Genomic DNA, 20,498 nt, shown 5'->3' with positions numbered 1-20,498 from the left:
ATTTATCGCTGAAATAATTCACGTAGCGGCGAATAAAAGCCGCTACGTGTTATTTTTGACGAAAATTAATGAATTCCGCCAATACGATTCAGGCGAACGCCGGTCGGCCACTCGCCTTCCTGCTTCTCGAAACTCATCCAGATAGCGGTTGCTTTACCGACCAGATTCGCTTCCGGCACAAAGCCCCAGTAACGGCTGTCCGCAGAGTTATCGCGGTTGTCACCCATCATGAAGTAGTGTCCCGGCGGCACAATCCAGGTCGCCAGCTGCTGGCCTGGCTGCTGGTAGTACATTGCTAGCTGGTCCTGTGCGATTGGCACGGTCAGAATGCGGTGAGTGACATCGCCAAGCGTCTCTTTGCGTTCAACCAGACGAATACCGTTCTCTTTGGTTTCACCTTTTGGCACCTGGAAGAATCCGCTGGTCGCTTCACCGCCATTACGCCGGGCGAAGGTCTGCACAAAATCACCTGGCTCAACGTTGGAGTAAGTGACTGGCAGCGCATTTTCACATGCAGTTCCAGAGCTACAGCCTGGCTGAATCCTCACTTCCTTCGCTATCGGATCGTAGGTTACTTTATCGCCCGGCAGACCTACCGCGCGTTTAATATAATCCAGCCGTGGATCTTCCGGATATTTAAACACCACGATGTCGCCACGTTTCGGATGACCCGTTTCGATCAGCGTTTTCTGGTAGATCGGATCTTTGATGCCATAGGCAAACTTCTCAACCAGAATGAAATCACCGATCAGCAGCGTTGGCATCATCGATCCTGACGGGATCTGGAACGGTTCATAAATAAATGAACGCACCACCAGCACAATCGCCAGCACCGGGAAGACCGATGCCCCTGTTTCCAGCCAGCCCGGTTTTGGGCCGACTTTTTTCAGGGTTTTCGCGTCCAGCGTATCGCCCGTGGCTGCCTGCGCGGCAGCCTGACGTTCACGGCGTTTTGGGGCGAAGATAAACTTATCCAGGCACCATAACAGACCTGTTACCAGGGTAGCGATGACCAGGATCAGGGCAAACATGTTCGCCATGCCAACTCCTTAAGGTTATTTACCGTTTCCGTCTTTACCAACATGAAGGATGGCAAGGAATGCTTCCTGCGGCAGCTCAACGTTACCGACCTGCTTCATACGCTTCTTACCTTCTTTCTGCTTCTGCAACAGCTTTTTCTTACGGCTGACGTCGCCGCCGTAGCACTTAGCCAGAACGTTTTTACGCAGCTGCTTCACGGTTGAACGGGCAATGATGTGGTTACCAATGGCCGCCTGAATCGCAATGTCAAACTGCTGACGCGGGATCAGCTCTTTCATCTTCTCAACCAGCTCACGACCACGGTACGGTGCGTTATCGTTGTGGGTGATCAGCGCCAGGGCATCAACTCGCTCGCCGTTGATCAGCACGTCCACGCGAACCATGTTCGAGGCCTGGAAGCGTTTGAAGTTGTAGTCCAGTGACGCATAGCCACGGGAGGTAGACTTCAGACGGTCGAAGAAGTCGAGCACCACTTCCGCCATCGGAATTTCATAGGTCAGCGCCACCTGGTTACCGTGGTACACCATGTTGGTCTGCACGCCACGCTTCTCAATACACAGGGTGATCACGTTGCCGAGGAACTCCTGCGGCAGCAGCATGTGACACTCTGCGATAGGCTCGCGCAGTTCCTGAATATTATTCAGCGGCGGGAGCTTGGAAGGGCTGTCGACGTAGATGACCTCTTTCGACGTGGTTTCTACTTCGTAGACAACCGTCGGGGCGGTGGTGATCAGATCCAGATCGTATTCACGCTCCAGACGTTCCTGAATGATCTCCATGTGCAGCAGACCGAGGAAGCCACAGCGGAAGCCGAAGCCCAGCGCCGTTGAGCTTTCTGGCTCATAGAACAGGGAAGCATCGTTGAGGCTCAGCTTTCCGAGCGCATCGCGGAAGTTTTCGTAATCGTCAGAGCTGACCGGGAACAGACCCGCATAAACCTGCGGTTTCACCTTTTTGAAGCCTGGCAGCGCTTTATCTGCCGGGTTACGTGCGCCGGTCAGGGTATCGCCCACTGGCGCGCCGAGGATGTCTTTAATTGCACAGACCAGCCAACCCACTTCGCCGCATTTCAGTTCGGTACGGTCAACCTGTTTTGGTGTGAAGATGCCAAGGCGGTCAGCGTTGTAGACCTGCCCGGTGCTCATGACCTTGATTTTGTCGCCTTTACGCATGGTGCCGTTTTTAATACGCACCAGCGAGACAACGCCCAGGTAGTTATCAAACCAGGAGTCGATGATCAGCGCCTGTAGCGGCGCATCCGGGTCACCTTCCGGCGGCGGAATGTCACGCACCAGACGTTCCAGTACATCCGGAACACCTACGCCGGTTTTTGCCGAGCAGCGCACTGCATCGGTCGCATCGATACCGACGATGTCTTCAATTTCTTCCGCTACGCGCTCAGGATCGGCGGCTGGCAGGTCGATTTTATTCAGAACCGGCACCACTTCGAGATCCATTTCCATGGCGGTATAGCAGTTTGCCAGCGTCTGGGCCTCTACGCCCTGCCCGGCATCCACCACCAGCAGCGCGCCTTCGCAGGCCGCCAGCGAGCGTGACACTTCATAAGAGAAGTCAACGTGCCCTGGGGTGTCGATAAAGTTCAGCTGGTAGGTTTCACCATCGGAAGCCTTATAGTCGAGCGTCACGCTCTGGGCTTTAATGGTAATACCGCGTTCGCGTTCCAGGTCCATGGAGTCCAGAACCTGGGCTGCCATTTCACGATCAGACAGGCCACCGCAAATCTGGATAATACGGTCAGACAGCGTCGACTTACCGTGGTCAATGTGAGCAATGATCGAAAAGTTACGTATGTTCTTCATATAGTTAAATAATTATGCCTTACGAATTCCTGGAGGCCGCTGTTCTTAGCCTGACGTTTTTCAGTGCGAAAACGCAGCATTCTACACTACATCCTCGTCTGCTGGAAATGCACTTAGAGTCAGGTATAGCGCGAAGAGACGGCGTTTACTTTATTGCGATGTAAATAATAATAAAGCCCGGCAGATCACCGGGCCTCAGAAGAGAGCGTCTCAACACGAAGTTGGTCGGGTGCCAGTGCAACGCTGAGAATGACGGGCTGCCAGGCTTCCCGGGCGGTAAGCCTTGGGGAAACGCCTTTAGCAAGCCAGAACCCGCCCACACCGCCCAAGGCGGCACCGCACATGGCGGCCAAATCTGTGCCGAACAGCATCTGGAAAACCCCGCCCATCACGAAAAGTCCGGCGAGCGGAGAAAGGTAAACCAGTATGGCGGAAGTGAGCAGGCTGCCTTCAGCGATGCCGAGCTCCACTTTTTGCCCTGCCACCAGCGGCTGATCGCTCGACACAGCAATAGTGTGCGACGTTTGCGGCCCCAGCTTATTCAATACGCGGCTGCCGCAACCGGCTCGCGAAGCGCAGCTGCTGCATGATGCTTTAACGTCACAGCTGACAAGCGCTACGCCATCCTGCCAGGATACGACCGTCGCCCACTCTTTAATCATTGCGCAGCCCTGAATTTAATGCTGTCTGAAATACGTTTTGCTGTTGGCGGCGGTAATTCACCAACAATGGTAATTTCCGCATTATCGCGTACCGTCGTGCTAACCGTCCGGCGACCGGTACGGAGCATCTGTTCGGAACTGTTCGCCGTAGCGCGATTGATATTCACCGAGAAGCTAAATAGCCCATCGGAATAGAGGCGCGACTCAACCGGTGTTTCGATAGTCGGCAGCTGGCGACGGCTGCTGGATACTTCGCTGAATCCTTGCGGGATCCAGGAAGGTACCCAGTTGAAATTGACAGAATCGCCGGCAGGTACGGAAAGCAAAGGCGGCAGGCTGGCTTTGGCCAGATTCTGCATACTGTTGCCAACCTGACCGTTCACGTCGAAGGAGATCACGCGGAACTGCTCCAGCGTTTCACCGTCGCGATCGAGCAGATCAACGCGCATCGGCAGCTTCGTCTCTGCGTCAATCCAGACGATATAGCTGTAACGTGTCCCATCCCGCGCGACTACGCGGATCACTTCGCACAACCTGTCGGCAATACGCGTTCGCCCCACTGAGATAAAATCATAGTAGGGGGCGAGACGTTTAAAATCGGTGTAAATGAGCGATGGCAGGGAATCAACGATGTAGTCACCATTGAGCGTAAACGGCTCAAGGCCTGGCTCGAAATAGCTGATTTCGTTCCCACGCTGGACCACTTCCCGACGCGGGCCATCCATCTGTAAAAGCTGGGCGAGCGGCTGATTATCAAGGCGGGCGTGGCGATAGCGTAACGATTCGACACCCTGCTTATTGATGCTAATAAATGCCAACTCGTAATTGAGTGACTGGCTGGCCAGATTCATTTGCTGCAACAACGCCCCGGATGAAACATCAGCCGAGGCGTTAGCAGAGAAGAACAGGCTACCCGCCATCAAAGACATGGCGAACCAAAGTTGCTTCATTACTGCGATTGCGTTCCTAAAGTTTGGTTTCCTGGCACCTGCACAGCAGCCTGCTGGGTTTGGGCCTGCTCAAACTGAAGCTGCTCGGAGTGCAGACGACGCTGCAACTCGTAATCCTGCAACATCGCATTAATGCGACGACGCTGCTCCTGTACCTGCTGTTGCTGTCCGCCGCTTGCGGAGGCATCTGCCGGTACGCCCAGGCTAACCGGACTGGCTTTACCCATCATCGGCAGCGTATTGAACACTGGCGCTTCAGGCTGCTGACTGGCTTCAGACTGGGTATTATAGTGCTGGACCCCAACGATAACTGCAAGCGATACACACGCAGCGACTCCCATCTGGGTGAGCTGGCTGGCCCATGGACGCACCTTGTGCCAGAACGGCATTTTCTGCCATTGGTGAGGTGCAGGCTGCGCTTCAGGAATAAGCGGCGTGGTCTGATGAACAGGTTCGTTCTCAATGGCCGCCATAACGCGTGCTGAGATATCGAAATGGAGAACATCGCTGGTATCACCCCGCAGAGTGTCGCGGATAAGATGATAGTTCTCCCAGGTCTGTTGCATTTCGGGAGAATGAGACAACTCATCGAGCAGCTCACTATCCAGCATTTCACCATCCATTAAAGCGGAAAGTTTTTCTTTCTGCATGCCTAATACCTTTTCCAGTATCCCGCTATCGTCAACGCCTGATAAGCGGTTGAACTTTATTATCAATGGCTTCTCGCGCACGGAAAATTCGTGAACGAACCGTGCCGACCGGACAATCCATGATGGCGGCTATCTCTTCATAGCTTAGGCCATCCAGCTCCCGTAACGTAATTGCCATGCGTAAATCTTCCGGGAGCGACTCGATCGTGCGAAAAACGATTTGTCTCAGTTCTTCTGACAACATTAAGTTCTCAGGGTTCGAAATTTCTTTCAGCGCGCCGCCACTTTCGAAGTTTTCTGCATCGATAGCGTCAACATCACTTGAAGGCGGACGACGCCCCTGAGCAACCAAATAATTCTTAGCCGTATTGACTGCAATACGATACAGCCAGGTATAAAAAGCACTATCCCCCCGGAATGAATCCAGCGCGCGATAGGCCTTAATAAAAGACTCTTGTACCACATCAGGAACATCGCCTGACGGTACATAGCGGGAAACCAGACTCGCTACCTTATGCTGGTAGCGCACCACCAGTAGGTTAAAAGCTTTCTGATCTCCCTTCTGGACCCGTTCAACCAGGACCTGGTCCGTTAACTGCTCGCTCATCCGAGGTAATGTCTCCCCAAACCAAATTCCACGCGTTATCGAAACGCCACTCTAACAACATTGCACTTTGAGCAAGCACCGAATTAGAGCGTCTGTTCTTCAATAAGTTCCGTAACGCCTTTGTTTTTGTTCATCGCGCCGCAGACCGTTCATTTTCTCTCATTATAAGTCTGTTCACGATACGCACCCGCTTTCTGACAAGAATCATTAACTTTATCGTCAGAAGAGTAACGCAACACAGGCTTTATTTCACCACAAAATCTGAAGCTAACGATCTGCTTCGCAAAATAATTCCAGTCATTTAGCGATGATTTAACTTCCGGCCATCCGTTTAGTCATTGCAACACGCTTCAAAAAAAACGTGCGATAACTCGCATCACAATGCTATTCTGCCCAGACCATGTTTAGTAAATTAAACAAACATCATGAATACAACGCTTGAACTCCATTGTGATGTACTGATTATCGGCAGCGGTGCTGCTGGCCTCTCCCTCGCGCTGCGCCTGGCGGAACATCAGAACGTAATCATGCTGAGTAAAGGGCCGATGAGCGAAGGTTCCACCTTCTATGCACAAGGCGGTATTGCCGCCGTGTTTGATGAAACGGACAGCATTGCCTCACACGTAGAAGACACTCTGATTGCCGGTGCCGGGATCGTGGATGAGCATGCCGCAGAGTTTGTCGCCAGCAATGCCCGCCACTGCGTGCAATGGCTTATCGACCAGGGCGTGCTGTTTGATACGCAGGTTCAGCCTAATGGTGAAGAGAGCTATCATCTGACCCGTGAAGGCGGGCACAGCCATCGCCGTATTCTGCACGCTGCTGATGCAACAGGAAAAGCGGTTGAAACCACATTGGTCAGCAAAGCCCTCAGCCATCCCAATATTCGGGTGCTGGAGCGCAGTAACGCCGTCGACCTGATTATTTCCGATAAAATTGGCCTGCCCGGCACGCGCCGTGTTGTCGGCGCATGGGTGTGGAATCGGAATAAAGAGAAGGTGGAAACCTGCCAGGCTAAAGCCGTTGTGCTGGCGACCGGCGGCGCCTCCAAGGTTTACCAGTACACGACTAACCCGGATATCGCCTCCGGAGACGGTATCGCCATGGCCTGGCGCGCAGGCTGCCGCGTAGCGAATATGGAGTTTAATCAGTTCCATCCTACCGCCCTGTTCCACCCGCAGGCACGTAACTTCCTGTTAACTGAAGCGTTGCGCGGCGAAGGCGCGTATCTCAAGCGACCGGACGGTTCCAGGTTTATGCCGGACTTCGACCCCCGAGGTGAACTTGCCCCGCGGGATATCGTGGCCCGCGCCATTGACCACGAGATGAAGCGGCTTGGCGTGGACTGTATGTATCTGGACATTAGCCATAAACCGGCAGACTTTATTCGCCAGCACTTCCCGATGATTTATGAAAAGCTGCGGAGTCTGGGTATCGATTTAACCCGCGATCCGGTGCCGATTGTGCCTGCCGCCCACTATACCTGTGGCGGGGTGATGGTTGACGATCATGGTCGTACCGACGTGGATGGTTTGTATGCGATCGGCGAGGTCAGTTACACCGGCCTGCATGGTGCGAATCGCATGGCATCAAACTCATTGCTGGAGTGTCTTGTGTATGGGTGGTCGGCTGCGGAAGATATAACCAAACGCATGCCCTATGCACGTCCAACAACGCACCTGCCAGCATGGGATGAAAGTCGGGTAGAGAACCCGGACGAACTGGTGGTTATCCAGCATAACTGGCACGAGCTGCGGCTTCTCATGTGGGATTATGTCGGGATTGTACGCACAACGAAGCGTCTGGAACGCGCGTTACGCCGCATCATGATGTTACAGCAGGAAATTGATGAATATTACGCCAACTTCCGCGTTTCCAATAATCTGCTGGAGCTGCGCAACCTTGTGCAGGTTGCCGAGCTGATTATACGCTGTGCGATGATGCGCAAAGAGAGTCGTGGCCTGCATTATACGCTGGACTATCCCGACCCGCTGGAAACGTCCGGCCCGTCGGTGTTGACGCCGCAGGTTCACATAAACAGATAAAAGGCCTGGGTCAGGGCAGTGTAATCTTCGGAATAACGCTGGTCTGGCCCGCGAATAACCATCCTGTCGGTAAAGCACTCCCCCTCTTTCGGCGAGAGCGCCAGCAACACACGGTGCGGTAAGCGACCTTCCGTATCCGAAATATCGGTACGAAGACGCAAACTCCAGCCGATATCCCGAGCGATCTCAATGAAGGTGTTACCCGTGCTTTCGGGCAAGACCACGCAGAAAAATCCCTCTTCCGAGATGAGTTCCGCCGCGCTGGTCAGTAGCGCCTTGTGATCGAGCGAGCCGGTGTAACGTGCCTGCTCGCGTTCCGGCGTTCCACACTCCACACCTGGCGTGAAATACGGCGGATTGCTGACGATCAAATCGTAACGCGCAGTCTGCTCCGGTGCCCAGGTCAGGACATCGGCACAATCCACCCTGATCCGTTCTGCCCACGGAGAATCGGCAGCGTTTTCGCTTGCCTGCTGGGCCGCCTGAGGATCAAGCTCAACGGCGTCGATAGTGACGTGTTCTTCGGTACGCTGCGCCAGCATCAGCGCCTGAAGTCCGCTGCCCGTACCAATATCCAGAATGCGTTTTACACCTGCGACAGGGGCCCATGCACCCAGTAAAATACCGTCTGTACCGACTTTCATTGCACAACGATCGTGCGCCACAAAAAATTGTTTAAACGTAAAACCATCGCGGCGCAACTGCGCTTTGAGTTGAGACATGTCAGGGCAACCTTCTGTGTGAAACTGGAGTAGCATAGGGGAAAGCGAAGTGGTCGAAAAGCGATATCCATACAAACAGATGAAGATTACAGCCGTAACGTCTATAATCAGCGCCCCACACAGAGGTAGAACATGACTGTAACGACTTTTTCCGAACTTGAACTCGATGAAAGCCTGCTCAATGCTCTTGAGAGTAAAGGCTTTACACGCCCGACCGCCATTCAGGCCGCGGCCATTCCGCCTGCGCTTGAGGGCCGCGATGTGCTCGGTTCTGCGCCAACCGGCACGGGGAAGACAGCAGCCTACTTGCTGCCTGTGTTGCAGCATTTGCTCGATTTTCCGCGTAAAAAATCAGGGCCGCCGCGCATTTTGATCCTGACCCCGACCCGTGAACTGGCGATGCAGGTTGCCGAACACGCGCGTGAGCTGGCGGCGAACACCCATCTGGATATCGCGACCATCACCGGCGGCGTAGCGTATATGAACCACGCCGAAGTGTTCAGCGAAAACCAGGATATCGTTGTCGCGACGACAGGCCGTCTGCTGCAATACATAAAAGAAGAGAACTTCGACTGCCGGGCGGTGGAAACGCTGATTCTCGATGAAGCTGACCGCATGCTGGACATGGGCTTTGCCCAGGATATCGAACACATCGCGGGTGAAACGCGCTGGCGTAACCAGACAATGCTGTTCTCGGCAACCCTTGAAGGGGATGCCATTAAAGATTTCGCCGAACGTCTGCTGGAAGATCCGGTGGAAGTGTCCGCTACGCCATCGACGCGTGAGCGTAAGAAGATCCACCAGTGGTACTACCGCGCAGATAACCTTGAGCATAAGGTTGAGTTGCTGAAACATCTGCTGAAGCAGGAAGAAGCAACCCGTACCATCGTCTTCGTACGTAAACGCGAGCGCGTGCATGAGCTGGCAGAAATGCTGCGCAACGCTGGCATCAACAACTGCTATCTCGAAGGTGAAATGGCACAGGTTAAGCGTACCGAAGGGATTAAGCGCCTGACCGATGGTCGCGTGAATGTGCTGGTTGCAACCGACGTTGCCGCGCGCGGGATCGACATCCCGGACGTGAGCCATGTGATCAACTTTGATATGCCGCGCAGCGGTGATACTTACCTGCACCGTATTGGTCGTACCGGCCGTGCGGGCCGCAAAGGGATTGCTATTTCTCTGGTAGAAGCGCACGACCATCTGCTGCTCCAAAAAATTGGCCGCTACGTTGATGAGCCGCTAAAAGCTCGTGTGATTGACGAACTTCGTCCGACGACACGTGCGCCAAGTGAAAAAATGACGGGTAAACCGTCCAAGAAAGCGCTCGCGAAACGTGCTGAGAGAAAAGAGAAAGAAAAAGAGAAGCCGCGCGTGAAGCAGCGCCACCGCGATACCAAAAATATTGGTAAGCGCCGTAAGCCAAGTTCTGCTGCGCCAGAGACAAAAACTGAAGAGTAAAAAAAAGCCGGGACATTCCCGGCTTTTTTATTCCACCCCCGAAGCTGATACCTTACAGGCTTTCAGTAAAGGTACGGGCGATAACGTCGCGCTGCTGTTCCGGAGTCAGAGAGTTGAAACGCACCGCATAGCCAGACACACGGATGGTCAGCTGCGGGTATTTTTCTGGGTTCTCAACAGCATCCATCAGCGTTTCACGACGCAGGACGTTAACGTTCAGGTGCTGACCACCTTCCACGCGCACTTCTGGTTGCACTTGCATTGGAATTTCACGGTATTCAATTTCGCCCAGTTTGCTCACCGGAACGATTTCGTCTTCCGCAAAACCTGCTTTCGCTACTACACAGCGCGCTTCGTTTTTCTCGCTGTCCAGCAGCCAGAAAGAGTTCAGCAGATCGTCATTTGCAGCTTTAGTAATCTGGATACCTGTAATCATGTGTTGCCTCCCTTAGGCTACATTAACTGATGCTGGCCTTTTGCGGCCAATTGGTAAAACCATTGTTTGTTGTGTGTATATATAACATTCAGACCCGGGTGATTTATTGATTTAAATCAACAAAACCACTAACCACATAAAGAGTGTGGTCTGAATTTTTTGTTTTATATCAATTTTAATGATTTACCAATTCAATTTACCCTGCCTGGTTTTCAACATAAATTGAGACACTTAGCCGCTTTTCCGCGGGTAATTTTGCTCACCAGGCATTAGCAGGTAAGCTAGGCAGAGAATGAAATTCGCAGGAGAGCGAGATGACAACACCTTTAACCTGGCATGACGTGCTGGCAGAAGAGAAGCAGCAGCCCTATTTTATTAATACCCTCAGTACCGTTGCGGCTGAACGGCAGGCAGGCCAGACAATTTATCCACCGCAGAAAGATGTATTTAACGCCTTTCGCTACACCGAACTGAGCGACGTGAAGGTGGTTATACTGGGGCAGGATCCGTACCATGGTCCCGGGCAGGCTCACGGACTGGCATTTTCCGTGCGTCCGGGCGTGGCCATTCCCCCTTCTCTGCTGAATATGTATAAAGAGCTGGAAGGAACGATTCCGGGTTTCACCCGCCCTAATCACGGTTATCTGGAAAGCTGGGCGCGCCAGGGCGTGCTGTTGCTGAATACCGTATTAACCGTCCGGGCGGGTCAGGCACACTCCCACGCCAGTCTGGGATGGGAAACCTTTACCGATAAGGTTATCAGCCTGATCAATGAGCATCGTGAAGGCGTCGTGTTTTTACTCTGGGGTTCACATGCCCAAAAGAAAGGGGCGATTATCGATCGTCAGCGCCATCACGTACTGAAAGCACCGCACCCGTCGCCGCTGTCTGCGCATCGCGGTTTCTTTGGCAGTAACCATTTTGTTCTGACGAATGAGTGGCTGGAAAAGCGTGGCGAAAAGCCGATTGACTGGATGCCTGTGTTACCGGCAGAGAGTGAGTAGGGTTTGAATGTGCCGGGTCAGGCCCGGCACATAAAAGGCTTATGCCTTGTTCTGACGCCACCATTCGGCCAGCAGCACGCCGGTCGCAACGGATACGTTCAGGCTTTCAACGTTGCCAGTGCCGTCGATAGAAACGCTCATGTCAGCGCTGGAGAGTGCCGCATCAGACAGACCATCGCGCTCCTGACCTAACACCAGCACCATTTTGCGCGGCAACGTCGCTTTAAACAGCGGCGTAGCGGCGCGGCTTGAGGTGGTGACAATGGTGTAGCCCGCGTTACGGAATTGCTCAAGTGCCTCCAGCACGCTGTCGCCGGTGATCGGCTGAACATGCTCAGCACCGCCTTCCGCAGTACGGATTGCCGCACCGGATTCCAGCAGCGCGGCATCCTGCAACAGAACGCCTTTCACGCCAAAGTGCGCGCAGCTACGCATCATAGCGCCCAGGTTATGCGGGTTACCCACATCTTCCAGCGCCAGCACACAGTCATCGGCATCCGCCTGGCTGACCCACTGCTGCACGGTGGTGCCGTTACGTTTTTTGATCAGGAAGCAGACGCCGCCGTGGTGTTCAGTCCCGGACGCTTTTGTCAGCTCGGCATCGTCAACCACGTGGTAGGCTTTACGGTTCGCCGCCATCCAGCGCAGCGCTTCTTTAAAGCGCGGGGTCACGCTCTGGATAAACCATGCGCGAACGATACACTCCGGGCGGCTCTGGAACAGGGCCTGACAGGCGTTCTCACCGTAGACACGGGTTTCTTCCGCACGCTGACGACGCAGCACTTCCGGATCGATAAAGCTTTTTCCGCTGATACCGCCGTGATCGGCTTTTTCGGTCGCCTCTTCACCGGGCGCGCGAGAAACGGTACGCCATGGCGATCCACCGTCGCGGACAAAATCATCGCGTTTGCGATCGTCACGCTTACGGTCATCACGTTTGCGGTCATCGCCGCGGTTATTTCTGTCATCGCGGGCGGGGCGACGGCCACCGTCTGCACGAGAAGACGCCGGACGCCCGCCACCTTTTCCGGTACGCGGATTTTGGGTGCGTTTATCAGAGTCATCATCACTGCGGACATACATCACTTTGACCTTGCCGCTTTTGTTTTTCATTTCGTCGTTCATGCTTTTCTCCACCAGCGCTGCGCGAAGCGCGCAGATTACCCGATGTGCAAGCTCATAGCCATAATTTCGTACAAAAGCCTGTGACTATTGTTCCCATTGAATAAAACGCGTTGTCGATTTATACAGGCTCACTGATAATATGTAACATATCAGAAACATTATCGGCGTTCTGCCGTTGTTCCACGGCTCTATCAGAGGTTAGTTATGAATACCGTATGTGCCAACTGTCAGGCTTTAAACCGCATTCCGGACGATCGGATGGATGACGGTGCGAAATGCGGGCGTTGTGGCCACGAATTATTTGATGGCGATGTCATTAACGCGACGGGTGCTACGCTGGACAAACTCCTCAAGGACGATCTGCCGGTTGTGGTCGATTTCTGGGCACCGTGGTGCGGCCCCTGCCGTAACTTTGCGCCCATCTTCGAAGACGTGGCTGAAGAGCGCAGCGGGAAAATGCGTTTTGTTAAAGTGAATACCGAAGCGGAACGTGAACTCAGCGCCCGTTTTCGCATTCGCAGCATTCCAACCATTATGATTTTCAAAAATGGGGAAGTGATCGACATGCTCAATGGTGCAGTACCGAAGGCGCCTTTCGACAGCTGGTTAAACGAATCCCTGTAACATTCACGGGGCACATCTTGTGCCCCGTTCTCTCCTCTGCGAAAATGGGGTTTTTCCTGCCTTTTCGCCCATGACTGATAACGCTGTACTTCAATTACGCGCCGAGCGCCTTGTGCGCGCAACCCGCCCTTTTCTGGCCCGAGGCAATCGTATTCGCCGCTGCCAGCGCTGCCTTTTACCGCTGAAAGTGTGTCTGTGCGAAACGCTTGCACCGAGCGAGGCTAAAAGCCGTTTTTGTCTGGTCATGTTCGATACCGAACCGATGAAGCCCAGCAACACGGGGCGTTTGATCGCCGATATTCTGCCCAATACCGCAGCGTTTCAGTGGTCGCGCACTGAGCCACCTCAGGCTCTGCTTGACCTGGTGGCAAACCCGGACTATCAGCCCATGGTCGTTTTCCCGGCATCATATGCAGGCGAACAACGCCAGGTGCTTACGGCGCCACCATCCGGTAAGCCGCCGCTGTTTATTATGCTCGACGGCACCTGGACCGAAGCAAGAAAGATGTTTCGCAAAAGCCCTTATCTTGATGCGCTGCCGGTGATTTCCGTCGATCTGTCGCGCGTTTCGGCCTATCGCTTACGAGAAGCGCATGCCGAGGGTCAATATTGCACCGCTGAAGTCGCCATTGCGCTACTGGATCTGGCGGGCGATACCCAGGCGGCCAGCGCATTAAGCTCCCACTTCTCCTGCTTCCGCGAACGTTATCTGGCAGGAAAAACCGTTCATAAGGGTAGCGTCACAGCAACAGAGACAGAAAGCGTTTAAAATCATCAGGTCGCTTGCATTCACAGGAGGCCTGCATGAGCCAGAGAGGGTTAGAAGCGCTACTCCGTCCGAAATCCATTGCCGTTATTGGCGCCTCGATGAAACCGGACCGCGCAGGGTATCTGATGATGCGTAACCTGCTGGCTGGCGGGTTTAACGGCCCGGTCATGCCCGTTACGCCCGCTTATAAAGCGGTACAGGGGGTGCTGGCATGGCCGGACGTGCAAAGTTTACCGTTTGTTCCCGACCTCGCCGTGCTCTGTACGCATGCGAAACGAAACCTCGAATTGCTTGAGTCGCTCGGTCAGAAAGGCTGTAAAACCTGCATTATTCTTTCCTCGCCTCCTGAACAGCAGCCCGAACTGCTGGCCTGCGCCAGCCGCTACCAGATGCGCATTCTTGGTCCAAATAGCCTCGGTCTGCTTGCGCCCTGGCAAGGGCTGAATGCCAGTTTTTCCCCGGTTCCGATCCGTAAAGGCAAACTGGCCTTTATTTCACAGTCGGCAGCGGTATCCAATACCATCCTCGACTGGGCGCAGCAGCGTGAGATGGGCTTTTCCTATTTCATCGCCCTCGGCGACAGCCTGGACATTGACGTCGATGAGCTGCTGGATTTCCTGGCGCGTGACAGCAAAACCAGCGCTATCCTGCTCTACCTTGAACACCTGAGCGACGCCCGTCGTTTTGTGTCGGCGTCGCGTAGCGCATCGCGTAATAAACCGATTCTGGTCATCAAAAGCGGGCGCAGCCCCGCGGCTCAGCGCCTGCTGCATTCCCATTCCGGGATGGATCCCGCATGGGATGCAGCGATCCAGCGCGCCGGTTTACTGCGGGTACAGGATACGCACGAGCTTTTTTCCGCCGTCGAAACGTTGAGCCACATGCGTCCCCTGCGCGGTGAAAAGCTGATGATTGTCAGCAACGGAGCCGCTCCCGCCGCCCTGGCGCTGGACGAGCTCTGGCTACGCAACGGCAAGCTGGCCACGCTGGGTGAAGAGACGCTCCAGCGCCTGCGGGACGCGTTACCGGGAAGCGTTGTTCCCGATAATCCCCTCGATTTGCGCGATGATGCCAGCAGCGATCGTTACATTAAGGCGATCACGATTTTGCTGGATAGCCAGGACTTTGATGCGCTGATGATTATCCATTCGCCCAGCGCGGTTGCGCCAGGCAGCGAAAGTGCACGAACGCTGATTGAGGCTGTCCGAAACCATCCGCGCGGCAAATACGTCACCCTGCTGACCAACTGGTGCGGCGAGTTCTCCTCGCAGGAAGCGCGACGTCTGTTTAGTGAAGCCGGGTTGCCAACCTACCGTACGCCAGAGGGCACCATAACCGCGTTTATGCATATGGTTGAGTACCGCCGCAACCAGAAGCAGCTGCGTGAAACGCCTGCCCTACCGGGCAACCTCACAGCAAATTCGGTGGACGTACACAGTTTATTGCAACAGGCCATCGAAGAGGGCGCCACTTCGCTTGATACGCATGAAGTGCAACCCATTCTTGGCAGCTATGGGATGCAAACACTGCCGACCTGGATTGCCGGTGACAGCGCTGAGGCGGTACATATCGCTGAGCAGATTGGCTATCCGGTCGCGCTGAAGCTGCGCTCCCCCGATATTCCGCACAAATCGGATGTTCAGGGCGTCATGCTGTATCTGCGCACCGCGACAGAAGTACAACAGGCCGCGGATGCCATTATCGATCGCGTTAAAATGACGTGGCCACAGGCCCGGATCCACGGCCTGCTGGTGCAGAGCATGGCTAACCGAGCAGGTGCGCAGGAGCTGCGCGTGGTCGTCGAACACGATCCGGTTTTTGGTCCACTCATTATGCTGGGTGAAGGCGGCGTTGAATGGCGGCCAGAAGAACAAGCGGCTGTCGCGCTTCCACCTCTAAACATGAACCTGGCGCGTTATTTGGTTATTCAGGCCATCAAAAGTAAAAAAATCCGCGGTAGAAGCGCTCTGAGGCCGCTTGATATCGCCGGGTTAAGCCAGTTTCTGGTGAAGGTCTCCAACCTCATTGTTGACTGTGCGGAGATCCAGCGCCTGGACATCCACCCGCTCCTCGCTTCCGGAAATGAATTCACTGCCCTCGACGTGACGCTGGAAATTGCGCCATTTGTCGGTGACCGGGAAAGCCGTCTCGCCATTCGTCCTTATCCTCTCCATCTGGAAGAGTGGGTGGAGATGAAAAATGGAGAGCGGGCACTGTTTCGCCCTATCCTGCCGGAAGACGAGCCGCTGCTGCGAGCGTTCATCTCGCAGGTGACGAAAGAAGATTTGTACTATCGCTATTTCAGCGAAATTAATGAATTTACCCACGACGATTTAGCCAATATGACCCAGATCGACTACGATCGAGAAATGGCGATTGTGGCGGTCCGCCGTTCCGCAGAGGGAGAAGAGATCCTCGGCGTGACGCGTGCCATTTCCGACCCGGATAACGTGGATGCGGAGTTTGCCGTACTGGTGCGTTCCGATCTTAAAGGTTTGGGTTTGGGCAGACGGCTGCTCGAAAAACTCATTGGTTATACGCGCGATCACGGATTGTCACGGCTCAATGGCATTACTATGCCAAATAATCGGGGTATGGTGACCCTGGCGCGGAAGCTCGGTTTTGACGTTGATATCCAGCTGGATGAAGGCATTGTCTCTTTGTCCCTCAGCCTGACTTCGACGGATAAACAAGAGTAAGCTGCTGGAAATGTTACCCACTTTTCCCGGCACTGGGGTATCATTGTCCGCTTATGTTGTTTGCCTGGTACAGACAACCCTTCAATGAACAGAGAAGAAACGCACTGTGATGTTGTCAAAATTTAAGCGTAATAAACATCAACAACACCTTGCTCAACTACCGAAGATTTCTCAGTCAGTTGATGATGTAGAGTTCTTTTATGCTCCCGCTCATTTCCGGGAGACGCTTCTTGAAAAGATTGCCAGCGCTACGCGACGTATTTGCATTGTGGCGCTCTATCTTGAACAAGATGAAGGTGGGCGTGCGATCCTGAACGCGCTCTATGAAGCGAAACGTCAGCGTCCGGAACTGGATGTTCGCGTGCTGGTTGACTGGCACCGTGCTCAGCGTGGCCGTATTGGTGCGGCTGCCTCGAATACCAATGCTGACTGGTATTGCCGCATGGCCCAGGAAAATCCGGGTATTGATATCCCGGTATATGGCGTACCGGTGAATACCCGTGAAGCGCTTGGCGTTCTTCATTTTAAAGGATTTATCATTGATGACAGCGTCCTTTATAGCGGCGCCAGTCTGAATGATGTGTATCTCCATCAGCTCGATAAATACCGTTACGATCGCTACCATCTTATCCGTAATCCGCAGATGACCGACATCATGTTCAACTGGGTTGATAAAAACCTGGTTCATGGCCGGGGTGTGCATCGTCTTGACGATCCTCATCGCCCGAAAAGCCCGGAAATCAAAAACGACGTTCGCTCCTTCCGCCAGGAGCTGCGCGATGCGGTTTATCGTTTCCAGGGTGATGCCAATAATGAAGAACTGTCCGTTACGCCTCTGGTAGGCTTGGGTAAATCCAGCCTCCTGAACAAGACTATCTTCCATTTGATGCCGTGCGCGGAGCATAAGCTCACCATCTGCACCCCTTACTTCAACCTTCCCGCCGTTCTGGTGCGTAATATCATTCAGTTGCTGCGTGATGGTAAAAAGGTGGAAATCATTGTCGGGGATAAAACGGCAAACGACTTTTTCATTCCGGAAGATCAGCCTTTCAAGATCATCGGCGCACTGCCTTATCTCTATGAGATTAACCTGCGCCGCTTTCTGAGCCGTTTACAGTACTATGTGAACACGGACCAGCTCGTCGTGCGCCTCTGGAAAGATGAAGATAACAGTTATCATCTCAAAGGAATGTGGGTTGATGACGAGTGGATGCTGCTGACCGGTAATAACCTGAACCCACGCGCCTGGCGTCTGGATTTGGAAAACGCCATTCTTATTCACGATCCTCAGCATGCGTTAGCCGCGAAACGCGATCGTGAGCTGGAGCTTATACGCACGCATACCACAGTGGTTCGTCATTATCGCGATCTGCAAAGCATCGCTGATTACCCGGTGAAAGTTCGCAAGCTGATTCGCCGTCTACGTCGGATCCGTATCGATCGCCTCATCAGCCGCATTCTGTAATACACGAGCCCTGTCATCGACGGGGCTTTTTTTATGGAGCCTGTTAATGCGTACGCCTTGCCTGATAATCCCTCTTTTGCTGACAGGTTGCAGCCATATGGCTAATGATAACTGGTCGGGTCAGGATAAAGCTCAGCACTTTCTGGCGTCGGCAATGATGTCCGCTGCGGGTAATGAGTATGCGCTGCACCAGGGTTATAGCAGGGATCGAAGTGCCACAATAGGCCTGATGTTCTCCATCAGCCTGGGGGCATCAAAAGAACTTTGGGATAGCCGCCCCTCGGGAAGTGGCTGGAGCTGGAAAGATTTTGCCTGGGACGTAGCCGGGGCAACAACCGGCTACGCCGTCTGGCAGATGGCGCATTATTAAAGGCGGATACCTTTTCCTTTGCGATGCAGCATCAGCGAGACAATAAACGCCAGCGCCCCCATAACGGTGACATACCAGAAGAAGGTCGTTTCACTGCCCCATGACTTAAGGGATAACGCGACATACTCTGCCGAACCGCCGAACAGGGCGTTTGCAACCGCATAAGAGAGGCCTACGCCCAGCGCCCTCACCTGTGCGGGAAACATTTCCGCTTTCAAAATGCCACTGATTGCCGTGTAAAAACTGATAATAATGAGCGCCACCATGATTAAAGCGAAAGCGGCATACGGAGAGGTTGTATGCTGTAGCGCCGTCAAAAGCGGAACGGTACCCAGGGTGAGCATGCCGCCAAAGATCAGCATGGAGGTACGGCGACCAATTTTGTCCGACAGCGCGCCGACAATCGGCTGGATGAGCATAAAGACCAGTAACGCTACCGTCATGACGACACTCGCAACGTTTGCATGCATGCCCGTAGTGTTGACCAGATATTTTTGCATATAGGTGGTGAAGGTATAGAAGCTTAGCGAGCCTGCGGCGGTAAAGCCTAATACCATCAAAAATGCTTTGCGGTTACGCCAAAGCCCTTTCATCGAGCCCGCCTCTTTCAGCGCCCTGACCTCCTGTCGGGAGGTTTCATCAAGCTGACGGCGTAGCCACAGGGCGACAACCGCCAGGGCAGCGCCCATAGCAAACGGGATGCGCCAGCCCCAGGCGCGCAAATCTTCATCGCTAAGGATTTGTTGCAGGATCACCACAACCAGTAACGCCAGTAGCTGTCCGCCAATGAGGGTTACATACTGGAATGATGCATAGAAACCTTTGCGCCCTTCAACCGCCACTTCGCTCATGTATGTCGCACTGGTGCCATATTCGCCACCGACCGATAGCCCCTGGAACAGACGTGCCAGCAACAACAACGCCGGTGCCCATGTTCCGATAGTCTCATAACCGGGCAGGCAGGCAATCACCAGCGAGCCGACGCACATCATGCATACAGAGATGAGCATGGATGTCTTGCGCCCTTTCCTGTCCGCGATCCTGCCGAATAGCCAACCACCGATAGGGCGCATCAGGAACCCGGCGGCAAAAACGCCTGCGGTTTGCAAAAGCTGAGTTGTGGTGTTCCCTGACGGGAAAAAGATATGCGCAAAGTAGAGTGAACAAAATGAATAGACGTAAAAGTCAAACCACTCTACAAGGTTTCCTGATGAGGCCCCAACGATTGCCCAAACCCGACGGCGAGTATCCTTACCTGCCAAATTGGTGTTATCCGTATCTGCACTGGCTACGGTTTCTGTCATTTTAATATCCCCTGTCTCACATTGCGGGCCTTTGCCCACAAACAGTAAAACCGGATTTAAAACGAATCGTTAGGTAAATAAAATGTTTCCGATATGTTTCATTGCGTTTTGTGAAGTCGATCAGCTATCTAATTATTAGCGGACGCAGTAATTATCCCCAGGACTGCTGGTGGGCCTTTTTTCGCTGCAAGTAATCTTCGTCTGCACGAATTTTATCCCACCACTTTTTGAAGACTGCGGCTGCTTCTGCTTTTACTGGATCGTGATCGAGGGGTTTGACTTGTCGTTCCGCATCATACTTTTTACCGCCCTTATGATTCGCGTATCGCCGGGCGCGGGTATAGCCCATTTGTATGAATTTACGCGCCATATCCATGCCTACAAAATCGTTTTTACTGCGGTACTCTTCAAATAGAGCGTATATCTCTTGTGCCGAACGCGCTGCGACTTCAGAATTTTTAAAACGCCAGTGTGGAAGGATTTCGCTTTTATAAGGCTCGACCATCAATACGCCCTGCTCACCCCGGCCAACCTGATACCGTTCGGGATGTTCGCGAAAATTTATATTTGCAAAATCTTGTTGGTAATCAAAAGGACGAGTCAAAGCGGCACCATTGTTAAAATCGTTTTAACAATTGTAGGCCGGATAAGGGGAAGCCGCCATCCGGCATGTTTTTCCGCGCACAAAGCAAAAAACCCCGCACCTTCCGGTACGGGGTTCTTCCTGATTGATGCCTGGCAGTT

At 53.6% G+C, this 20,498-nt stretch carries 19 protein-coding genes; 8 read left to right on the top strand and 11 right to left on the bottom strand.

Annotation, left to right across the window (positions count from 1 at the left end; genetic code table 11):
• Positions 1–65: 65 nt before the first annotated feature.
• The 6 genes from lepB to rpoE all read right to left on the bottom strand — a co-directional run bounded on the left by lepB (position 66) and on the right by rpoE (position 5,730).
• Positions 66–1,040, bottom strand: coding sequence for a signal peptidase I (gene lepB / locus INF86_RS13820; RefSeq protein ID WP_022649040.1), 975 nt, complete (start codon positions 1,038–1,040; stop codon positions 66–68).
• Positions 1,041–1,055: 15 nt separating this feature from the next.
• The gene (gene lepA, locus INF86_RS13815) at positions 1,056–2,861 is read right to left on the bottom strand and encodes a translation elongation factor 4 (protein ID WP_022649041.1); all 1,806 of its coding nucleotides are present in this window, start codon (positions 2,859–2,861) and stop codon (positions 1,056–1,058) included.
• 185 nt (positions 2,862–3,046) lie between these two features.
• A complete protein-coding gene (gene rseC / locus INF86_RS13810) occupies positions 3,047–3,523 on the bottom strand; it encodes a SoxR-reducing system protein RseC (RefSeq protein WP_022649042.1) in 477 nt (158 codons plus the stop codon).
• Positions 3,520–4,473, bottom strand: a complete 954-nt coding sequence (rseB, locus tag INF86_RS13805) for a sigma-E factor regulatory protein RseB (protein ID WP_022649043.1) — start codon at positions 4,471–4,473, stop codon at positions 3,520–3,522. The genes rseC and rseB overlap by 4 nt, the downstream gene beginning before the upstream one ends.
• On the bottom strand, positions 4,473–5,123 hold the full coding sequence (rseA, locus tag INF86_RS13800) for an anti-sigma-E factor RseA (protein WP_022649044.1): 651 nt from the start codon (positions 5,121–5,123) through the stop codon (positions 4,473–4,475). The genes rseB and rseA overlap by 1 nt, the downstream gene beginning before the upstream one ends.
• Positions 5,124–5,154: 31 nt before the next feature.
• Positions 5,155–5,730, bottom strand: coding sequence for an RNA polymerase sigma factor RpoE (rpoE, locus tag INF86_RS13795; protein WP_006176728.1), 576 nt, complete (start codon positions 5,728–5,730; stop codon positions 5,155–5,157).
• Between the two features lie 425 nt (positions 5,731–6,155).
• Here rpoE and nadB point away from each other — a divergent pair, with 425 nt between their 5' ends.
• Positions 6,156–7,775 (top strand): L-aspartate oxidase, encoded by a 1,620-nt coding sequence (gene nadB, locus INF86_RS13790; RefSeq protein ID WP_193543616.1) that lies wholly within the window; start codon positions 6,156–6,158, stop codon positions 7,773–7,775.
• Here the strand turns inward: nadB and INF86_RS13785 are convergent.
• Complete coding sequence (locus INF86_RS13785; RefSeq protein ID WP_022649046.1) at positions 7,760–8,497, bottom strand: tRNA1(Val) (adenine(37)-N6)-methyltransferase; 738 nt, start codon at positions 8,495–8,497, stop codon at positions 7,760–7,762. The genes nadB and INF86_RS13785 overlap by 16 nt on opposite strands.
• A 132-nt stretch (positions 8,498–8,629) precedes the next feature.
• Here INF86_RS13785 and srmB point away from each other — a divergent pair, with 132 nt between their 5' ends.
• Positions 8,630–9,958, top strand: coding sequence for an ATP-dependent RNA helicase SrmB (srmB, locus tag INF86_RS13780; protein ID WP_022649047.1), 1,329 nt, complete (start codon positions 8,630–8,632; stop codon positions 9,956–9,958).
• Positions 9,959–10,010: 52 nt separating this feature from the next.
• Here srmB and grcA read toward each other — a convergent pair whose 3' ends face one another.
• Positions 10,011–10,394, bottom strand: coding sequence for an autonomous glycyl radical cofactor GrcA (grcA, locus tag INF86_RS13775; RefSeq protein WP_022649048.1), 384 nt, complete (start codon positions 10,392–10,394; stop codon positions 10,011–10,013).
• 314 nt (positions 10,395–10,708) lie between these two features.
• Here grcA and ung point away from each other — a divergent pair, with 314 nt between their 5' ends.
• On the top strand, positions 10,709–11,398 hold the full coding sequence (gene ung / locus INF86_RS13770; protein WP_003860729.1) for a uracil-DNA glycosylase: 690 nt from the start codon (positions 10,709–10,711) through the stop codon (positions 11,396–11,398).
• Between the two features lie 39 nt (positions 11,399–11,437).
• Here ung and INF86_RS13765 read toward each other — a convergent pair whose 3' ends face one another.
• Positions 11,438–12,523, bottom strand: coding sequence for a tRNA/rRNA methyltransferase (locus INF86_RS13765; protein ID WP_023300740.1), 1,086 nt, complete (start codon positions 12,521–12,523; stop codon positions 11,438–11,440).
• A gap of 204 nt (positions 12,524–12,727) precedes the next feature.
• Here INF86_RS13765 and trxC point away from each other — a divergent pair, with 204 nt between their 5' ends.
• The 5 genes from trxC (at position 12,728) to INF86_RS13740 (ending at position 18,450) form a co-directional block, all read left to right on the top strand.
• Positions 12,728–13,147: a thioredoxin TrxC gene (trxC, locus tag INF86_RS13760; protein WP_003860733.1), complete on the top strand. Its 420-nt coding sequence runs from the start codon at positions 12,728–12,730 to the stop codon at positions 13,145–13,147.
• Positions 13,148–13,217: 70 nt separating this feature from the next.
• Positions 13,218–13,916: a tRNA-uridine aminocarboxypropyltransferase gene (gene tapT, locus INF86_RS13755; RefSeq protein WP_193543615.1), complete on the top strand. Its 699-nt coding sequence runs from the start codon at positions 13,218–13,220 to the stop codon at positions 13,914–13,916.
• Positions 13,917–13,951: 35 nt separating this feature from the next.
• On the top strand, positions 13,952–16,615 hold the full coding sequence (pat, locus tag INF86_RS13750; RefSeq protein ID WP_063849974.1) for a protein lysine acetyltransferase: 2,664 nt from the start codon (positions 13,952–13,954) through the stop codon (positions 16,613–16,615).
• Between the two features lie 109 nt (positions 16,616–16,724).
• Complete coding sequence (pssA, locus tag INF86_RS13745) at positions 16,725–18,080, top strand: CDP-diacylglycerol--serine O-phosphatidyltransferase (protein ID WP_023306731.1); 1,356 nt, start codon at positions 16,725–16,727, stop codon at positions 18,078–18,080.
• Positions 18,081–18,126: 46 nt separating this feature from the next.
• Positions 18,127–18,450 carry a YfiM family lipoprotein gene (locus INF86_RS13740; RefSeq protein WP_022649053.1) on the top strand — a complete coding sequence of 108 codons (324 nt, stop codon included), beginning with the start codon at positions 18,127–18,129 and terminating at the stop codon, positions 18,448–18,450.
• Here the strand turns inward: INF86_RS13740 and INF86_RS13735 are convergent.
• A complete protein-coding gene (locus INF86_RS13735) occupies positions 18,447–19,754 on the bottom strand; it encodes an MFS transporter (RefSeq protein ID WP_193543614.1) in 1,308 nt (435 codons plus the stop codon). The two genes, INF86_RS13740 and INF86_RS13735, sit on opposite strands and share 4 nt — an antisense overlap.
• A gap of 151 nt (positions 19,755–19,905) precedes the next feature.
• Positions 19,906–20,358 carry a DUF4385 domain-containing protein gene (locus INF86_RS13730; RefSeq protein WP_032622345.1) on the bottom strand — a complete coding sequence of 151 codons (453 nt, stop codon included), beginning with the start codon at positions 20,356–20,358 and terminating at the stop codon, positions 19,906–19,908.
• Between the last annotated feature and the right edge of the window lie 140 nt (positions 20,359–20,498).

Origin of the sequence: Enterobacter cloacae complex sp. I1M, assembly GCF_014982425.1 — a bacterium.
GTDB classification, from domain to species: domain Bacteria; phylum Pseudomonadota; class Gammaproteobacteria; order Enterobacterales; family Enterobacteriaceae; genus Enterobacter; species Enterobacter intestinihominis.
The sequence above is the reverse complement of the archived record's forward strand: the minus strand, read 5'-3'. Positions and strand labels throughout refer to the sequence as shown.